Genomic DNA, 15631 nt, shown 5'->3' with positions numbered 1-15631 from the left:
TCACCTTCGATAGACTTATACTATGTCGAAGCTTGGGGAAATTCTAACACGTCAAGGCCTGATCCGTCCGGATCAGTTGCAAGCTGCATTGAGTGAGGCAGCTAAGACAAAAGCTCGACTTGGTTCTGTTATCGTAAATACCGGAATTCTAAAAGATTCACAAATTCTTCGCGCCTTAGAAAAGCAATATGGAATTCCGGGTGTTGATTTAAGTCAAATTGAAATTGAATCGTCAGCCTTATCACTTGTGCCACGCGAGTTCTGTGACAAGAACAATGTTATTCCTGTATCCAAGGCGGGAACAACGCTTGTCGTGGCCTTTGCTGATCCTGCAAACATTGAGATTCGTGACCAAATCCGTTTCTTAACGAAGTGTAAAGTGCAGCCGGTTCTGGCGACGGATGTTTCGATCGCTGCCGCGATTGAAAAGTTCTACGGAGCCTTTAAACAAAATGAACAGCAATTCAACGAAGACGAAACTTTAGGCGGAGACGATGTCGGCGACATCGACATGAAGAGCACTTCGACTGAAGTGAGTGAAGAGGCTGATAGTAAAATCGGTTCAGCGCCTATCGTAAAATTCGTGAATGGTATTTTGATCGAAGCGATGCGAAGACGTGCTTCAGACATCCACTTAGAGCCGTATGAGAAAAACTTCCGTGTGCGCTTTCGTATTGACGGCTCGTTATTAGAAGTGGCTGCTCCTGCGGCATCTTCAGGGCCTGCGATTGCAGCCCGTATTAAAATTATGTCTAAAATGGATATTGCCGAGAAACGCCGCCCCCAAGACGGCCGTTTGAAAATCAATATCGCCAAAGAAAATAAAGAAATGGATTTTCGTGTGAACACCGTTCCGACCATGTGGGGCGAAAAAGTGGTTATGCGTCTTCTAGATAAATCGAATCTTCAACTCGACATGACCAAACTTGGTTTTGAGGAAGACGATTTAAAGTTATTCAAAAATTGTGTGAACCTTCCGCAAGGGATGGTGTTGATCACAGGTCCTACCGGTTCCGGTAAGACAACCACAATTTACTCGGCGTTATCTGAGTTAAATAAATCCGATGTGAATATTTCAACAGCGGAAGATCCTATCGAGTTCAATCTTGAAGGGATCAATCAGGTTCAGATGAATCCTGATATTGATTTAAATTTTAGTTCTGCACTTCGCGCGTTCTTACGTCAAGATCCAGACATCATCATGGTGGGTGAGATTCGTGACTTAGAAACGGCCGAGATCGCATTCAAAGCGGCCTCTACAGGTCACTTAGTTTTAAGTACGCTTCATACGAACGATGCCCCTTCGACAGTTGTTCGTTTGACTGAAATGGGCGTAGCTCCGTACTTAATTTCTTCGACAGTGAACTTAATCGTAGCTCAGCGTCTTGTGGGTAAAATTTGTGACCAGTGTAAAGAACCGATTCAAGTTCCTGAAACAACGCTGTTAAATTTAGGTGTCAGCAAAGCTGATATTCCAAGATTTCAATTAATGCGTGGACGTGGTTGTTCGAACTGTAACAACACGGGTATTCGTGGCCGTTTAGCGATTTACGAATTAATGCCAGTGACTGGACAAATCAAAGACGCGATTTTACGAAATGCTTCTGCAGCAGAGCTGCGTAAGTTAACCAAGGACTTAGGCTTCCGTACATTACGTCGAAGCGGTTTGTTAAAGTTAGCCCGCGGACAAACAACAATTGATGAAGTTTTAAATACATCTGTGAGAGACGACTAGAGGATAAGGCATCATGATTGAAAAGATTTTAACCAAAGTAAGAGATGCTTCCGCTTTAGAGGTTCAGTTCAGACTGGGTCATAAAACTATTGCGAAAGTAAAAAATGAATGGCTGGAAATCGATAAAGAGAGTTTAGGTTTTTCTGAATGGGAAGACCTTAAAGACCTATGCCTACAAAACAATGATAAACTAACTCTGGAAACTAAAGGTTTTGTCAGAGGAGTTTACAAATCGTCTGATCAACAGTGGATGTTTTCATTCACTGAGCACAAAGACTGTTTAAAGGCGTATTTTAGCGTTATTCCAAATTTTGAGTTAAGCCAGTATATCCAGTCTCCGGTTTTCTGGGATTCACTTAAAAAAACAAGTGGATTATTTATTGTGACAGGTCAGCGCGGCCAAGGTAAATCATCGCTTTTAAAAGATATTATTTCTGAAATCAAAAAAGATTCTCCGAAGTTGATTGCCGTTCACGGTAATTTTTCAACACTTTCAATGTTAAATATTGATTCGTTAATTCACCTTTCTGAAGAAACTCTTTCGTGGGAAGCGCATCACCCAATTTATGATGGTATAGATCAATTCGTCGTTGATTTTAATAGCATCAAGAACTGGGAGAAATGGATCAAGCTTTGTGAAGAAGGCCGTTCAGTTTATTTAACGATCTCTGGTTTATCTGTAGAAAACTGCTTAGAGCAGATTATTTCACAAATCGGTTTTCAAACAAATTTAGCACGCCGATTTTATCAGGTGCTAAACAGCATTTGTTATCAAAAAGTGATCGGTATCAAAGAAGGTGCTGTTCACGAATTTTTCGTAGCACAACCGGGCTTTAAAGAAGATTTATTCAAAATGTCTTTTGCTGATTTTAAAAAACAGCATGAAGGCGAAGCTTTCAAAAAATACTTCCAAAGTTTAAACCAATCAATCATTCAAGCCTTAGTGCGCCGACGTATTGATGTGAAATCAGCATTTGCGACATCTGATGCTCCGGATGATTTAGATACGCAGTTAAAGAGAATGGGGTTGTAGAGCATGGCTAAGTTTCAATTCCAGGCCCGTTCACTGAACGGAAAAATTCAAACTGGCTATCTTGATGCTAAAGACGAATCTGAAGCAAAGGTTCGTCTGCGCGCTAAACAACTTATGCCGATGACCTTAAAGGTCGTGACCAATATTCCCGGCAAAAAGAACGCGCATGATATCGGCGCACTCGGGGCGTTTTTTGCTCCCAAAGTAAAAACCAAAGACTTACAAATTTTTACGCGTCAGTTTGCTACACTTATCAACTCGGGTATTCCGATTGTCGATGCATTAAAAATTCTTTCTGAGTCAACTTCAGATAAATTAATTAAAGAGGCGGTATTACAGATTAAAGCTTCGATTGAAACGGGTAAAAGATTATCAGATTCAATGAAGCAATTTCCGCGCGTGTTTGATGATCTGTATTGTAATATGATTCGTGCCGGCGAAGAAGCCGGTATCATCGATGTAATTTTAAATCGTCTTTCAGTTTACTCTGAAAAAAATGAAAAGATCAAAAATCAAATCAAAGGGGCCATGGCGATGCCGATTGTTATCGTTATCGCTGCGGTCCTCGTAATTTCAGGTATTATCGTTTTCATTATTCCAAAGTTCCAAGAGTTATATAAAGGCAGCGGTAAAGAGCTTCCGGGATTAACACAAATGTTAATCAATATGTCAGATGCTTTACGTAATCACTGGCTGGGTATTTTTATCGGGATCTTCGTCGCTATTTATTTTATTATCAGCTTTTTTGCCAGTAAAGAAGGCCGCCAGGCTTTAGATAAATTTTTAATTAATGCTCCGGTGATCGGTGATGTGGTTCAAAAAGCATCGGTGGCGCGTTTATCGCGTACGATGTCGACATTATTGTCATCAGGTATCAGTATGCTTGAATCGATCGATATCGCAGCCAATACGGCGGGTAATTACGTGATCGAGAACGCCTTAAAATCTTGTAAAGAATCAATTTCAGTGGGTCGTCCGTTTCACTTGCCGTTATCACGCCAAAAAGAAATTCCACAAATGGTTTCGCAAATGGTGGCGATCGGCGAACAAACCGGCGCACTTGATTCGATGTTAGGTAAGATTGCCGATTTCTACGAAGATGAAGTTGAAAATGCAATTCGTGCCATGACATCACTTATCGAGCCGCTGTTAATGATCGTCTTAGGTGGAATTATCGGTTTCATTCTAGTTGCGATGTACTTGCCAGTATTCCAAATGGGAGACACAGTTGTTCAATAATGCAAAGATCGAACAGCATTTTACTTCATTATCAGCTCGCGACTGGCGGGCTGTGGTACTGTTTTTTTATAGCGTGTTATTTCAACTGGCGATTTTATCGCAAACGCCGTTTATTCAGGTTAATTTTTTAATTCACTTTTACGGCGCAGTGCTGCTGTTTTTTGCACATCATCTTTTACTGTATTTTACTAACAGTAAAAATCATGTGCTTTCGTTTATGTTTGATTTTGTGATTTTATTTTACTTAATGGCCCAACATTCGGTGTTATCAAGCTTTAACTTAATTGTACTATTAATTTTGTTATTTATTGCAGGTTCTGAACTTTCTAAAACATCGTCATTAGTTTTAACGATGTTTAGTTCAGTTTGTCTGTCATTTGTGAATTTACTTTCGATCCGTTGGGAAGGTATTCAGAACCTATTTACTTTAGTGTTATTTAACTTTTCCTTTGTGACTGTTTCGATTATTTCGCAACAGTTCCGCGTACAGCTTAAAGATCTGCATAGTGAATTAACTACGGTTACAAAAAAATTAAGGTCGAGAGAAGAGTTTTCTGAAGTCTTAATCCAACAAATGCCGACGGGGCTTACAGCTTTTAATCAAAGCCATGATTTATTGTTTGCTAATAAAAATTTAACTGATCGTTTGAATCTTTCAGTGAATGATTTACGTACGATCTTTAGCCAAACTAATACGCGTGGGCAGGCTGAGTTTGCTTATTACAATCCACAGCTTCAAGAAAAGAAAATCTACGAAGTAAACCAGGCCAGCTACGAAGATGTTTATTTAAATGAAACAGTTAATTTAATGATGTTAAAAGATGTGACTGAAGTAAAACATCTGCAAGATCAAATGCGCCAACGTGAAAAGTTAGCAGCGATTGGTCAGTTAGCGGCAGGTATTGCCCATGAAATCAGAAATCCATTAGCCGGGATCAGCGGCAGTATTCAGTTGCTTTCAACAGATGCTAAAAACCCAGATGATCAAAAGTTAATGAAGATCATCTTAAAAGAGATCGATCGTTTAAATAACCTCATCACTGAGTTTTTAGATTATTCAAAGCCTGAACAGCGCCCAGATCAAAAAATTGATTTGGCTTTAGTTATGAATGACGTGATTCAGAATATTAAGGCAAGTCCGCAAACTCCGAAAAACCTAAATTTAGAGATTCAAGTGAATTCGGCAATGATTTTGGGTTATGCTGACAAGTTAAAGCAGGCTTTTTTAAACATTTCGATGAATGCTGTACAAGCGATGCTAAATAATGAAAATCCAAAGCTTGTGATTAAATTAGAAACTTTTGGTGATGAAGTTATGCTTTCGATCAAAGATAACGGAAGTGGTATGCCAGAAGAAGTTAAGAAAAGAATTTTTGAACCATTTTTTACGACGAAACCTAAAGGCACTGGCTTGGGGCTTGCGATCACACACAAGGTGCTTGAGTCACATCAGGCGCAGATGCAGATTCACAGTGAAATGGGCGTTGGAACAGAATTTATTTTAAAATTTAAAAAAGCATAAAGAATACATAAACAGGAGATAGACATCATGAAATCACGTATTTTAGTAGTAGATGACGAAGAATCGATCAGAGAGTTCCTCGAGATCATGCTAAAAAAAGAAGGTTACGAAGTTACGACGGCTGAAGACGGAGCTAAAGCCCGAGACATTTTAACGAAAAAATCATTTGATATGATTATTTCGGATATGCAAATGCCAAATCTAACAGGTATTGAATTACTTCGCCATGTTCGCGAAAGTTATCCTGATATCGTGTTCATGATCATTACAGCTTTCGGTACAACTGAGACCGCTGTTGAAGCGATGAAGTTAGGCGCTTATGACTATTTAACTAAGCCATTTAAAATCGACGAAGTTCGTTTAAATATCGCTAACGCTTTAAGATCTAAAAATTTAGAAACTGAAGTGCGCGTTCTTAAAAAAGAATTAGTTAAAGAGTACTCATTTCAAAATATGGTGGGTAATTCAGATGCTATGCACTCTGTATTTAACTTAATTCAACGTGTATCACAGGCACCAACAAACGTGTTAATCACGGGTGAATCTGGTACCGGTAAAGAGGTTATCGCTAAAGCTATTCACTATAATGGTCCTTTAAAAGACAAACCGTTTGTGACAGTGAACTGCGGTGCGATTCCTGAAAACTTAATGGAATCAGAAATGTTCGGTCATAAAAAAGGATCGTTCACAGGTGCTATCGCTGATAAAGCTGGTTTATTTGAAGTGGCTGACGGCGGTACGTTATTCTTAGATGAGGTGGGTGAGTTACCAGCTTCAATTCAGGTAAAGTTACTTCGTGCAATTCAAGAGCGTATCATTCGCCGCGTAGGTGCGACAGATGACATGAAAGTTGAAGTGCGTATCATCGCTGCGACAAACAGAAATCTTGAAGAGATGGTTTCTAAAAACACATTCCGCCAAGATTTATTTTACCGTTTAAATGTTATCAATATTAAGTCGCCGCCGTTACGTGATCGTTCTGAAGATATTCCGTTATTAGCGAATCACTTCTTGCGTAAATACAACGATAAGCTGGGAAAACAAATTCAAAGTATTTCAGTTGAAGCGATGGATATCTTAAAAAAGTATAATTATCCAGGTAACGTGCGTGAGTTAGAAAATATGATCGAACGTACTGTGGCTTTAGAAGCTGGTTCGACGATTTTACCAGAATCATTACCACCAATGGTGAATACGCCATCAGGTCGTAAAATGGCTTCATCAAATGAGATCGAAATCGGTGATGATGGTTTAGATCTTGATAAGGTGATTGGCCAAATCGAGAAAGAATTATTAATCAAAGCGATTCATGCATCAAACGGCGTGAAGAAAAAAGCTGCGAAGTTACTTAAAATTTCATTCCGCTCAATGCGCTACCGTGTAGAAAAATACAGCTTAGGCGTAATGGGTGACGATGAAATGGACGATGAATAGTCATTATTTTAAAATCTTATTCTTAGTTCTTATTTTGAGCCCGCAACTGCGGGCTCAAAGCATTGATCAGGACTTGATCAATATCATTGATGTCGAAAAAAATATTCAGCTAAAAAAAGAAAAAGAACCCACCTATTCAGAGCTTGAAATAGGCATTGGATATGGTTATGGCTCGATTGCCGATTATCCGGCATCAGATGAATATTCGCGCAAAAGTTTACTTTTACCCTTAGTTATCTATCGCGGTGATGTTCTTAAATCGGATCAAGAAGAAGGAACACGCGCTGAACTTTTTAAATCCCGTGAATTAGAAATTCATTTAAGTTTCGGCGCACGTTTTAATAACGACAGCGATGGGAACAAAGCTCGTTTAGGCATGCCGGATTTAAATTACATTTTTGAAACCGGGCCAAGCCTTAATTACAAACTTTGGAAAGAGCCTAAAGTGGGTTCGTTAACCTTGCAAATTCCTTTAAGACTGACTTTTGAGACTGATTTTAAGGCCACAGAATTTTTAGGTTTAGTGTTTGAGCCTGAATTAAGGTTTCAAAAATTAAATTTTTTAGTGCCGAATTTGTCAGCGATCACTTCTTTATCTGTGGAGTTTTTCAATCAGCGCGTGGCAAATTACTACTATCAGGTGGAGAATCGGTACGCGACCGCAGATCGCCCAGCTTACGAGGCTAAGCCTGGGTTATCCACATTGAGTGTTGGTCAGAACTTTCTTTATGAGTATAATCGTTTTAATTTAATTTTCGGGGCTACTTATAGTTACTACGGCCGCTCCGAGAATGTGGAGTCACCACTTTTTAAAAGTGATGCCAACACTTCAGTGTTTGCAGCCGTTGCATGGTTTTTCTACCAGCGCACTACAGAGCGCCAATAATTTAAAGTATTGCCTGCGTTAAAAAAGCGCGCCTATACTTACCTTGTATGAAGACTTTATTATGTTGTTTACTTCTGTTACCGAATTTAGCGCTAGCTAGCACAGCTATAGAGAAAAAGCTTGCTGAGGGCGACCTGATCTTTATTCACAGCCAAACTGAACAAGCTGCAGCGATTGCTGAATCTACGGGGTCTCAGTGGACTCACGTGGGTGTGATCGTTAAAAAATCTGACGAATGGCATGTGGCTGAGGCGGTAGGGCCATTACAGGTAAACTCTCTGAAATCATTTATTGCTAGAAGTAAAGATCGTAAATACAGAGTCATGCGCTTTAAATATTTTTCGCAAAAAATGGTGCCGCAGCTTTACGTGCAGCTTTATAAGTACAATCAGCCGTATGATATCTTTTTTGAATGGTCTGATGATCGCATCTATTGTAGCGAATTAACATACAAAGTTTTCAAAGCTGTGACAGGGCATCCGATCGGTAAGTTGCAAAGAACAGGTGATCTAAAGCTTGATGGGCCTTACACAAAAAGACTTATCGAAGAGCGTTTAACAGCTATCGGTAAAGAGCTTAATTTAGATGAGCCTATTCTTACGCCGGTGGCACAAACTGTCGATCCCAACATGACATTAATTGTGGAATCACTTTAAAAACCAATACAGCATTTCACTTGCAAACGGGGCTGTGCTTGTTTGCAAGAAGTCTTTTACGGCCTGATAGTCTTCTGATTCACGATTTTGGCTTAATTTAAATTTTGCATCAATCTGAGTAATTTTAAATCGCACACCCACGATAGCCTTAAGTAAACCAAATTTAAATTTCTCAGGAAGATCGTAACTCCAACTGGTGTTGTTACGCTTTTCAAAAAAATCTACAGATGATTTCATCAGAGCATCAAGCCCTGTCACATCATTAACAAGCTCAGCTTCTCCGGAGCATTCAATCGCTGTGTAATTCCAGGTCGGTACTTGCGGCGAAGTTTTATAAAGTGTTGGCGAAATATAACAATCAGGCCCACGAAAGCTGATTAAAGATTTTTGAGAGGTTAAAACTTTCCATTGCGGATTTGAGCGGGCTAAATGGGCCAACAAATAAAGTTCATCATTTTTTTGTTCAACAAAAAAGGGGAGGTAACTTGTTTGTAGGCTATTATCGGCGTTCGTAATCAAAGTTCCTAAAGGGTATCTGCGAATAAACTCTAACTGTTTTTCTAAATCTTCGACTTTATAGTGTTTGGGGTTATACATATTTTTTCTCCAGATATTGTTTCAGGTTCTGTTTGCAGCTTGGCCATTCAGAATCCAAGATAGAATAAATACGGTAATCGCGCTTTCTGCCATCAGGCAAAATCGCTGTTTGACGAAGTTCACCTTCAAACTTTGCTCCCAAGCGAAGAACGGCTCTTTGTGAATTAAAATTTAACGAATCAACACGAAACTCAACACGCACGACTCCGATAGTTTCAAAAGCGTAAGTGAGCATTAAAAGTTTAGCTTCAGTGTTTACGAAAGTTTTTTGATATTTATGCCCAACCCAAGTTGCGCCAATTTCTAAACACTTATGGCGGCGGTCTAAGTGCAGATAATTACTCATACCAACAGCTTTGCCTGTGGATTGTTCGATCATGGCAAAGCAGTTTCCGGTCTTTTCTTTTCTGGCCTTAACAGCGCGCTCAAGCATGACTTTTTCGATATCGGCCTTGGTTTTGATTCCCCAATGTAGTCCGTGCCAAGCACTAGGATGAGGTAGGTTTTCGCTCAAATCGTCTAAATGCTCGAGGCTTGCGGGCACGAGCTTAAGTTTGTTTCCAGTTAAAGTGGCTGGGGCTGTGTAGATATCGTTAGTGTTTTCCATATAGCCATGATATGAAATAATTGGTCTAACAAGAATAACCAGAATTAATTTAACTATTAGACCAGATAAACCAAGCTAACAAGAGGCTTTATATGGTTTCAAAGCAGCAGAAGATCTACAATCATTTTGTCAGTCATATCAAAGATGGCATTCTTAAGAGCGGCGAAGTGCTGCCTTCTACACGTGAACTGGCAAAACTTTTTAAATGCCACCGCTTTACCGCAATGACGGCACTACAAACCTTAGTGGCTGAAGGGTGGGTTGAAAACTCAGAAAAAACCCGCTACCGTGTTTCGGAAAAAGTTCCAGTGACCACTTCAAAAACGGCGCCGATGAACTCGAAAAAATCAGCCCAGTTTAAAATTGTTCGCCCAAAACCTGAGATCTTTACTGAGCGTGAACGTTTTCGCTTAGAATTTTGGGGCGGGCAGCCTGATCTGCGTCTTTTTCCAAAAGACGAGTTTCGAAGAGTTTTGTCGGCCACTTTAGAAAAGACAAAGCCTGATTTATTAAATTATGGCCACATCGATGGCTTAGACAGCGCGAAAAAAGAAATCGCTGGTTACTTAAGACGAACCCGCAATTTATTAGATAAAGAATTTATTATCACTAACGGATCACAAGAAGCCTTGCATTTAATCGCACAAGCATTGATTAAACCAGGTGATGCGATTGCTGTTGAAGCTAAAGGTTATCCTCCGGCTTGGCGGTTATTTGAAGCATTGGGAGCGAAGATTATTCCGATTGACGTCGACGCAGAAGGTTTAGTCACTGACCAGCTAGAAAAGCTTATCGCCATTAAAAAAGTTAAAATGATCTACGCGACACCGCTGCATCAGTATCCCACAACGGTAAGTCTTAGCCCGCGCCGCAGGCAGGCGTTGATTCAGCTTTGTGAAAAACATCAGATTCCGATTTTAGAAGATGACTATGATTACGAGTTTCACTATTCAGGGCCTCCACCAGCGCCGTTATCGCAAGAAACAGCGTACGGAATTTATATTTGCAGCTTTTCAAAAGTGTTATTTCCCGGAGCGCGTTTAGGAGTTATTGCCTGCGATGCGCAGTTAAAAGAGCATTTGATCTATCAGAAATATTTAGTGAGCCGCCAAACTGATTGTTTATCACAGTTAGCATTGGCTGCTTGGCTTAAAGACGGTGGTTTTGAAAAGCACTTGCGCCGTATGCGCAGAACTTACGAAAAAAGATTTCTACATTTACAAGATCACCTTTTAACTTTGCAAAAAAAGTTTGATTTATCTTGGCACGCGCCAACCGGAGGGATGTCAATTTGGGTCAACCTAAACCAGGACTCTTCGAAAGTAGCCAGTCGTGCTAAAAAACAGGGTGTGTTTTTTCAAGACGAAAAAGGCATGGACTACCGCGGAAAAACCGGAACTCATTTAAGAATAGGTTTTGCTGGAGTAAATGAAAGAGAAATAGATCAAGGCCTGCAAACCTTATCAGGGTGCTTAGATTAGTTATAATCAATATCTATATCAAATATATCTATAACAGTACATGCTGATATAGAAAAGGCCGATACTTAAAGTAAACGAAAGGATATGGCTTATGTCTTCGGTACTCTGGCTTGGAATTTTAGGTGGTTTAATTTCATTTACTGCAACAGCAGTGGGGGCGTTGTTATCTTTAACGCCAACGAAGTCAGGCCCTTTTGTAAAATTTAAATTTTCAATCGACTTTGCCTTAGGTTTAATGCTTTCTGCCGTAGCTTTTTCATTAGTAGCACCCGCGGCTAAAAACTCACTGAACAATCCCAAGTTGTTTTTATTAAGTCTTATCGGTTTTGTTTTTGGTGCAGTTGTTATTTATGGTTTAAAAATTTTTATCGAACGTAAAGAGCACGCAACCCATGAGCAGCCGCAAATCTCTTCGTCGCAGTTAGTTTTAGCTTTAGCTTTGATTGTGCATAATTTTCCTGAAGGTTTAGCGAGCGGAGCTTCGCTCGCAGGACTTGATCTTAAATCGGCAATTCCTATTTTATCTTCGATTGCGATTCAAAATATTCCTGAGGGTTTATTGATGGTTTTATGTCTTAAAGGCATGGGTTGGAATTTAAAAAAATCTTTTGCCGGCGGTTTGTTTTCTGGTGTTGTTGAATTAGTCGGTGGGGTGGTTGCGGGTTTATTGCTTTCGTTGGTGAATCAAGCGTTGCCGGTGATCTTAATGATGGCGGGTGGAGCGATGTTTACCTCGGTTGTGATTGAGCTGAAAGAACACGGAAGCTTTTTAAATCGTATAAAACAGCCTCAATTTGCGATGGGGTTGTTGGCTCTGCCATTGCTTACGATGATCTTACCAAGCTAAGCTTGAGGCACATTGCCTCAAGCTTAGCTTGGAGTAGATTGTTGGGAGGCCTTATGAAAAAGCCTATGAAGAAATCAGGTAAAGCCAAATCACTTCCGTTTCCACGTATGGATTACGAAGCTGAAAAAGTACTCCTCGCTATTTTAAAGGGCCGTGAAGAGAACTAGCAGATACCTAGACTGAGGTCGCCTTGATTTAACGAAGCCCAATGTCGATAGGTTTACGTGAGATTTATCGCAAGCTTCATCATCTTTTTTGTATCAGCAGTTGCCGTGGCACAAACGCCGGTGGCAACGACGATGACATTACAGCAGCAAGCCCAAATGGATATGATGATGCGCCAAATGTATCCGCAATATTTAACGCCGCAACAGCAGCTGCAATTAGCGCAAGTTCCACCAGGGCAGCGCTTACAGGTATTGCAAGCGATCAATATGGGTAATAACCAATACGCTATGCAATTCACGCCACAATCAGGTCCGATGATGGGGCAGTCAATGTGGGCGATGAATAACACACAAAGCCCGCTCTTTAATTTTTTCTCAAGCCTTGGCTCAATCACCAAATCAATGGACCGCGCTGAATATATGGAGGCCCGCGAACCAGTGACAGCATACCGTTCGCCAGATCCATCAGAAAACCGTGAGCCGTCACAAGCCGCACTGGATACAATGAACCAAGCCACAACTAAATTAAAAGACATGAAAAACCCGCAGAAAGCCACTGAGTGTTTGGATTGTATAACTGACCCATTGCCAACGCTTACGGCGGGGCCTATCAGCGGAGTGGGTACAGTTAAAACCAGCGCTGTTGGTGGAAAAAAAGAAGACTTAAACGCCGATGTTAAATGTAGTTATGGCGGTGAAGTGATCGACGGTATTCGTTTAACGTTCAAGCAAACGCTTGAAATGAAGATCGAACACAATAAGGTTCTCTATTTTAAACTTGTTGCTCATGACGGTAAAAAAACATGTGTGATTGATTTAGCTAATTTTCCGCAAAAGCAAATCGGCAATACAACAAATGTGGGCTTAAACCACAAAAATGGTAAAACCTATGTGGCGATTTACCCAAATAATAAGACTGATAAGAAAAACCCCGCAGTCAGTGTAGGTGTTAATAACTTTCAGGATTTATGCCCTCAGATGAACCAAAAGCTGTTCATGCAAATCGAAGCTGACCCTAAAACGGGAACCTGCCGTTAATTTGTAAAGAGTTCACTCTCCTTGCTAAATAAAAAATTATTATATAATTGAGCCATGGCCGAACTATGTGGCTATTTACCCGAAAAATAAAACAGAATTGTTTATATAAATCAAAGCAGCCCCCAAAACAGGGGTAACGCTCGTAGAAGTTAATTCGCTGTATAACAATGTCTTTCTTTACCTAAATAAAAAACTATTATATAGTTTTCTTATTCAAGGAGAATAAGAGTGAGCAACGATTTTCATGATTTAGGAAATTACTTAAAAGAAAAACGAATTGATGAAGGTTTTACTCAAGGTGCTCTTGCTAAAAAACTTAAGGTTCACACTCAGTTTGTTTCGAACTGGGAGCGTGGGCTTTGTGCTCCGCCGTCACACTGTTTTCATCATGTTATTGAGGTTTTAAAGCTTAATCGTGAACATATCGTTGAGGTTATGCTGAACGATTCAAAAAGAATTATTGAATCGAAAGTCTATAAAAAGAAGCGCAAGCTAAAATCGGCTTAATAAGCCCTTAAAATGCGGTTATTTTTTGATATCTGGGTAAAAATTCCACATTTTTAAGTTTATTTGTAGGTCTGTAAGGAAATTTAAGATCACTTGTGCTATAAAAAGCGCACTTAAAACAAATGCAAGGTAGGCAATATGTTAGCAGCTGAAATCCAAAAATATGATCTTCAAGAAGAAAGTATTCTACAAGATCCGGTTAACGTTAAGTTACTTGAAGCCTTAACTCGATTTGCAGATTTGCTAACAATCTATGGGTATAATGTTCGCATTTGTTCAAAGGGTTCACTTCTAAAACTAAGTGAAACGCCTAATAAAAAGAAATACCAAATGACTGCCTATTTTGAGCAGTGGTCTAACTGGATTGACCCAGGCCCATCTCGCGAACCCATCGAAGATATTGAACTTAAATGCTTAAAAAAAGCTTTACATCATTATGGATTAAAAGCGAGTGATGATTTTTTACGTACAATTGCTAAAGACCAAATCGTTGAAGTTTACGGCGATGAAATGATTCAGCTGTATCGCAGTTTAAGTTTTTTCCAAATCACGGGTTATTCACTTTTAGATATTATTGTTCATGAGTTTTATCATTTATGGGAACGTTCAACGAAAGCCATCGAGAGCACGATTGCAGACTGTAATGCTGTATTGGATGGTAATCTTCCTTTAAAAGCGTTCACTATTTCACGTCAAATTATTCGCGAAACAAATCAAGGTGGCGTTGTACAAGAGCCCTTTGTAAACAGAGCTATTTTAGCCAATTTCATTAATATTGGCTCATTAGTCAGTGTTAACGACGATATGATACATGGTGTGGCAAGAGGAGTTATTTGTACTTCTACAGCCGAAATCATCGCCATGGGCGACGACGCTGTAAATATTCAGTTTATTTAATAAAACTCTAGGCTGCGTCTTTGTAAGGCGCAGCCGTAGTTGTTTCTGTCGGCAACAACATCTCTTCAATAGATTTTGGGCGATTTTTTAAAATCCACGAAAATTGTGAATCTACATTGTAAGCAGACCCAAGTTCTTCTTTTAAAACACAATGAATATTATAGAGCTCATACCAAGGGGCATCTGGAAACATATGGTGCTCGGTATGATAATTAAAATTCAGCACCACAAATCTAGCCAGCCATAAAGGATAGGTACAGCTGCGCGCTGTCTGGTACTGTTGCCAGACAGGAATTTTAGCTTCACCAATATATTGCACAAGCCCGATGTGGTGGGGAAAGTTAACAACTTCTACAGCCAATAAATAAAGGGCTGCTGCCGGTAATAACACGGTCAAAGATAATTGAGCGGGAAGTGAATACAAAACCGTTCCCCAGAAAATAAGGGGAAGGGCTGTGCTTAAAATATTCTTTGCCGAATTTCCTGGTTTAAAAATCTGCAGTGTCGATAAAATCCAAAAAACAGAATATTGAAGAATCGCCAGTAGTGGTATCCACACTTGCCAAAAAGTAGAAAGAACAAATTGAACAGGTTTGGGCCACTTCGGACAGTTGCGTATAAGTGCCATTACAGGGTCTTTATCTAAATTGCCACTCCAGTGATGGTGCTCTAGATGAATTTGTTTCCAGGGGTGATAAGGTAAAATGCAAAGGCAACCTGACACAAATCCTACAAGATCATTTATAGTTTTATTTTTAGAAATAACCCCATGTACAGCTTCGTGCATAAGTGAGAAGTGTCGAAACATGAATATAGACAATAACGGAATTGCAGCGAGCCGCCATAAAAGACCAGAGTTAGAAAGTAAAAAGCTAACACCGCCGATTAATAAAATATCCTGCACAATATGAAGATACAAATGTGTAGCATTTAATTTTAAATTAATTTTTTTACGTATTTCTAAATATCTTTGGCGTTCCATGCT

15 protein-coding genes are annotated in these 15631 nt (G+C 39.7%); 12 read left to right on the top strand and 3 right to left on the bottom strand.

Going from position 1 to position 15631, the window contains the following annotated elements:
• Positions 1–22: 22 nt before the first annotated feature.
• Genes pilB through ACKWCF_RS10860 form a run of 7 tightly spaced genes read left to right on the top strand, consistent with a single transcriptional unit; the run spans position 23 to position 8505 of the window.
• Positions 23–1735: a type IV-A pilus assembly ATPase PilB gene (pilB, locus tag ACKWCF_RS10890; protein WP_409477616.1), complete on the top strand. Its 1713-nt coding sequence runs from the start codon at positions 23–25 to the stop codon at positions 1733–1735.
• Positions 1736–1748: 13 nt separating this feature from the next.
• Positions 1749–2768, top strand: a complete 1020-nt coding sequence (locus tag ACKWCF_RS10885; RefSeq protein WP_409477615.1) for a P-loop NTPase fold protein — start codon at positions 1749–1751, stop codon at positions 2766–2768.
• A gap of 3 nt (positions 2769–2771) precedes the next feature.
• Positions 2772–4007, top strand: a complete 1236-nt coding sequence (locus ACKWCF_RS10880) for a type II secretion system F family protein (protein ID WP_409477614.1) — start codon at positions 2772–2774, stop codon at positions 4005–4007.
• Positions 3997–5529, top strand: coding sequence for a two-component system sensor histidine kinase NtrB (locus ACKWCF_RS10875; protein ID WP_409477613.1), 1533 nt, complete (start codon positions 3997–3999; stop codon positions 5527–5529). The genes ACKWCF_RS10880 and ACKWCF_RS10875 overlap by 11 nt, the downstream gene beginning before the upstream one ends.
• A gap of 27 nt (positions 5530–5556) precedes the next feature.
• Entirely contained in the window at positions 5557–6963 is a 1407-nt protein-coding gene (locus tag ACKWCF_RS10870) for a sigma-54-dependent transcriptional regulator (protein ID WP_409477612.1), read from the top strand.
• Positions 6944–7849, top strand: a complete 906-nt coding sequence (locus tag ACKWCF_RS10865) for a MipA/OmpV family protein (protein WP_409477611.1) — start codon at positions 6944–6946, stop codon at positions 7847–7849. Before ACKWCF_RS10870 ends, ACKWCF_RS10865 begins: the two co-directional genes overlap by 20 nt.
• 47 nt (positions 7850–7896) lie before the next feature.
• The gene (locus tag ACKWCF_RS10860) at positions 7897–8505 is read left to right on the top strand and encodes a YiiX/YebB-like N1pC/P60 family cysteine hydrolase (protein ID WP_409477610.1); all 609 of its coding nucleotides are present in this window, start codon (positions 7897–7899) and stop codon (positions 8503–8505) included.
• On the opposite strand, the gene ACKWCF_RS10855 is transcribed toward ACKWCF_RS10860, so the two are convergent.
• A complete protein-coding gene (locus ACKWCF_RS10855) occupies positions 8497–9102 on the bottom strand; it encodes an FMN-binding negative transcriptional regulator (protein WP_409477609.1) in 606 nt (201 codons plus the stop codon). The two genes, ACKWCF_RS10860 and ACKWCF_RS10855, sit on opposite strands and share 9 nt — an antisense overlap.
• Positions 9095–9709: a GNAT family N-acetyltransferase gene (locus ACKWCF_RS10850; protein ID WP_409477608.1), complete on the bottom strand. Its 615-nt coding sequence runs from the start codon at positions 9707–9709 to the stop codon at positions 9095–9097. The genes ACKWCF_RS10855 and ACKWCF_RS10850 overlap by 8 nt, the downstream gene beginning before the upstream one ends.
• A 92-nt stretch (positions 9710–9801) precedes the next feature.
• Between ACKWCF_RS10850 and ACKWCF_RS10845 the strand changes: the two genes are divergently transcribed.
• The 5 genes from ACKWCF_RS10845 to ACKWCF_RS10825 all read left to right on the top strand — a co-directional run bounded on the left by ACKWCF_RS10845 (position 9802) and on the right by ACKWCF_RS10825 (position 14646).
• The gene (locus ACKWCF_RS10845; protein ID WP_409477607.1) at positions 9802–11190 is read left to right on the top strand and encodes a PLP-dependent aminotransferase family protein; all 1389 of its coding nucleotides are present in this window, start codon (positions 9802–9804) and stop codon (positions 11188–11190) included.
• 91 nt (positions 11191–11281) lie between these two features.
• Positions 11282–12037, top strand: coding sequence for a ZIP family metal transporter (locus tag ACKWCF_RS10840; RefSeq protein WP_409477606.1), 756 nt, complete (start codon positions 11282–11284; stop codon positions 12035–12037).
• A 224-nt stretch (positions 12038–12261) separates the two neighbouring features.
• Positions 12262–13242, top strand: coding sequence for a hypothetical protein (locus ACKWCF_RS10835; protein WP_409477605.1), 981 nt, complete (start codon positions 12262–12264; stop codon positions 13240–13242).
• A gap of 228 nt (positions 13243–13470) precedes the next feature.
• Complete coding sequence (locus ACKWCF_RS10830) at positions 13471–13749, top strand: helix-turn-helix domain-containing protein (RefSeq protein ID WP_409477604.1); 279 nt, start codon at positions 13471–13473, stop codon at positions 13747–13749.
• A 138-nt stretch (positions 13750–13887) separates the two neighbouring features.
• Entirely contained in the window at positions 13888–14646 is a 759-nt protein-coding gene (locus tag ACKWCF_RS10825; protein ID WP_409477603.1) for a hypothetical protein, read from the top strand.
• 7 nt (positions 14647–14653) lie between these two features.
• Here ACKWCF_RS10825 and ACKWCF_RS10820 read toward each other — a convergent pair whose 3' ends face one another.
• Positions 14654–15628, bottom strand: a complete 975-nt coding sequence (locus ACKWCF_RS10820; protein ID WP_409477602.1) for a fatty acid desaturase family protein — start codon at positions 15626–15628, stop codon at positions 14654–14656.
• Positions 15629–15631 lie beyond the last annotated feature (3 nt).

The organism is Pseudobdellovibrio sp. HCB154, assembly GCF_046267985.1.
In the GTDB taxonomy this organism is placed as follows: Bacteria; Bdellovibrionota; Bdellovibrionia; order Bdellovibrionales; family Bdellovibrionaceae; genus Pseudobdellovibrio.
This window is presented reverse-complemented; position numbering and strand designations above follow the sequence as displayed.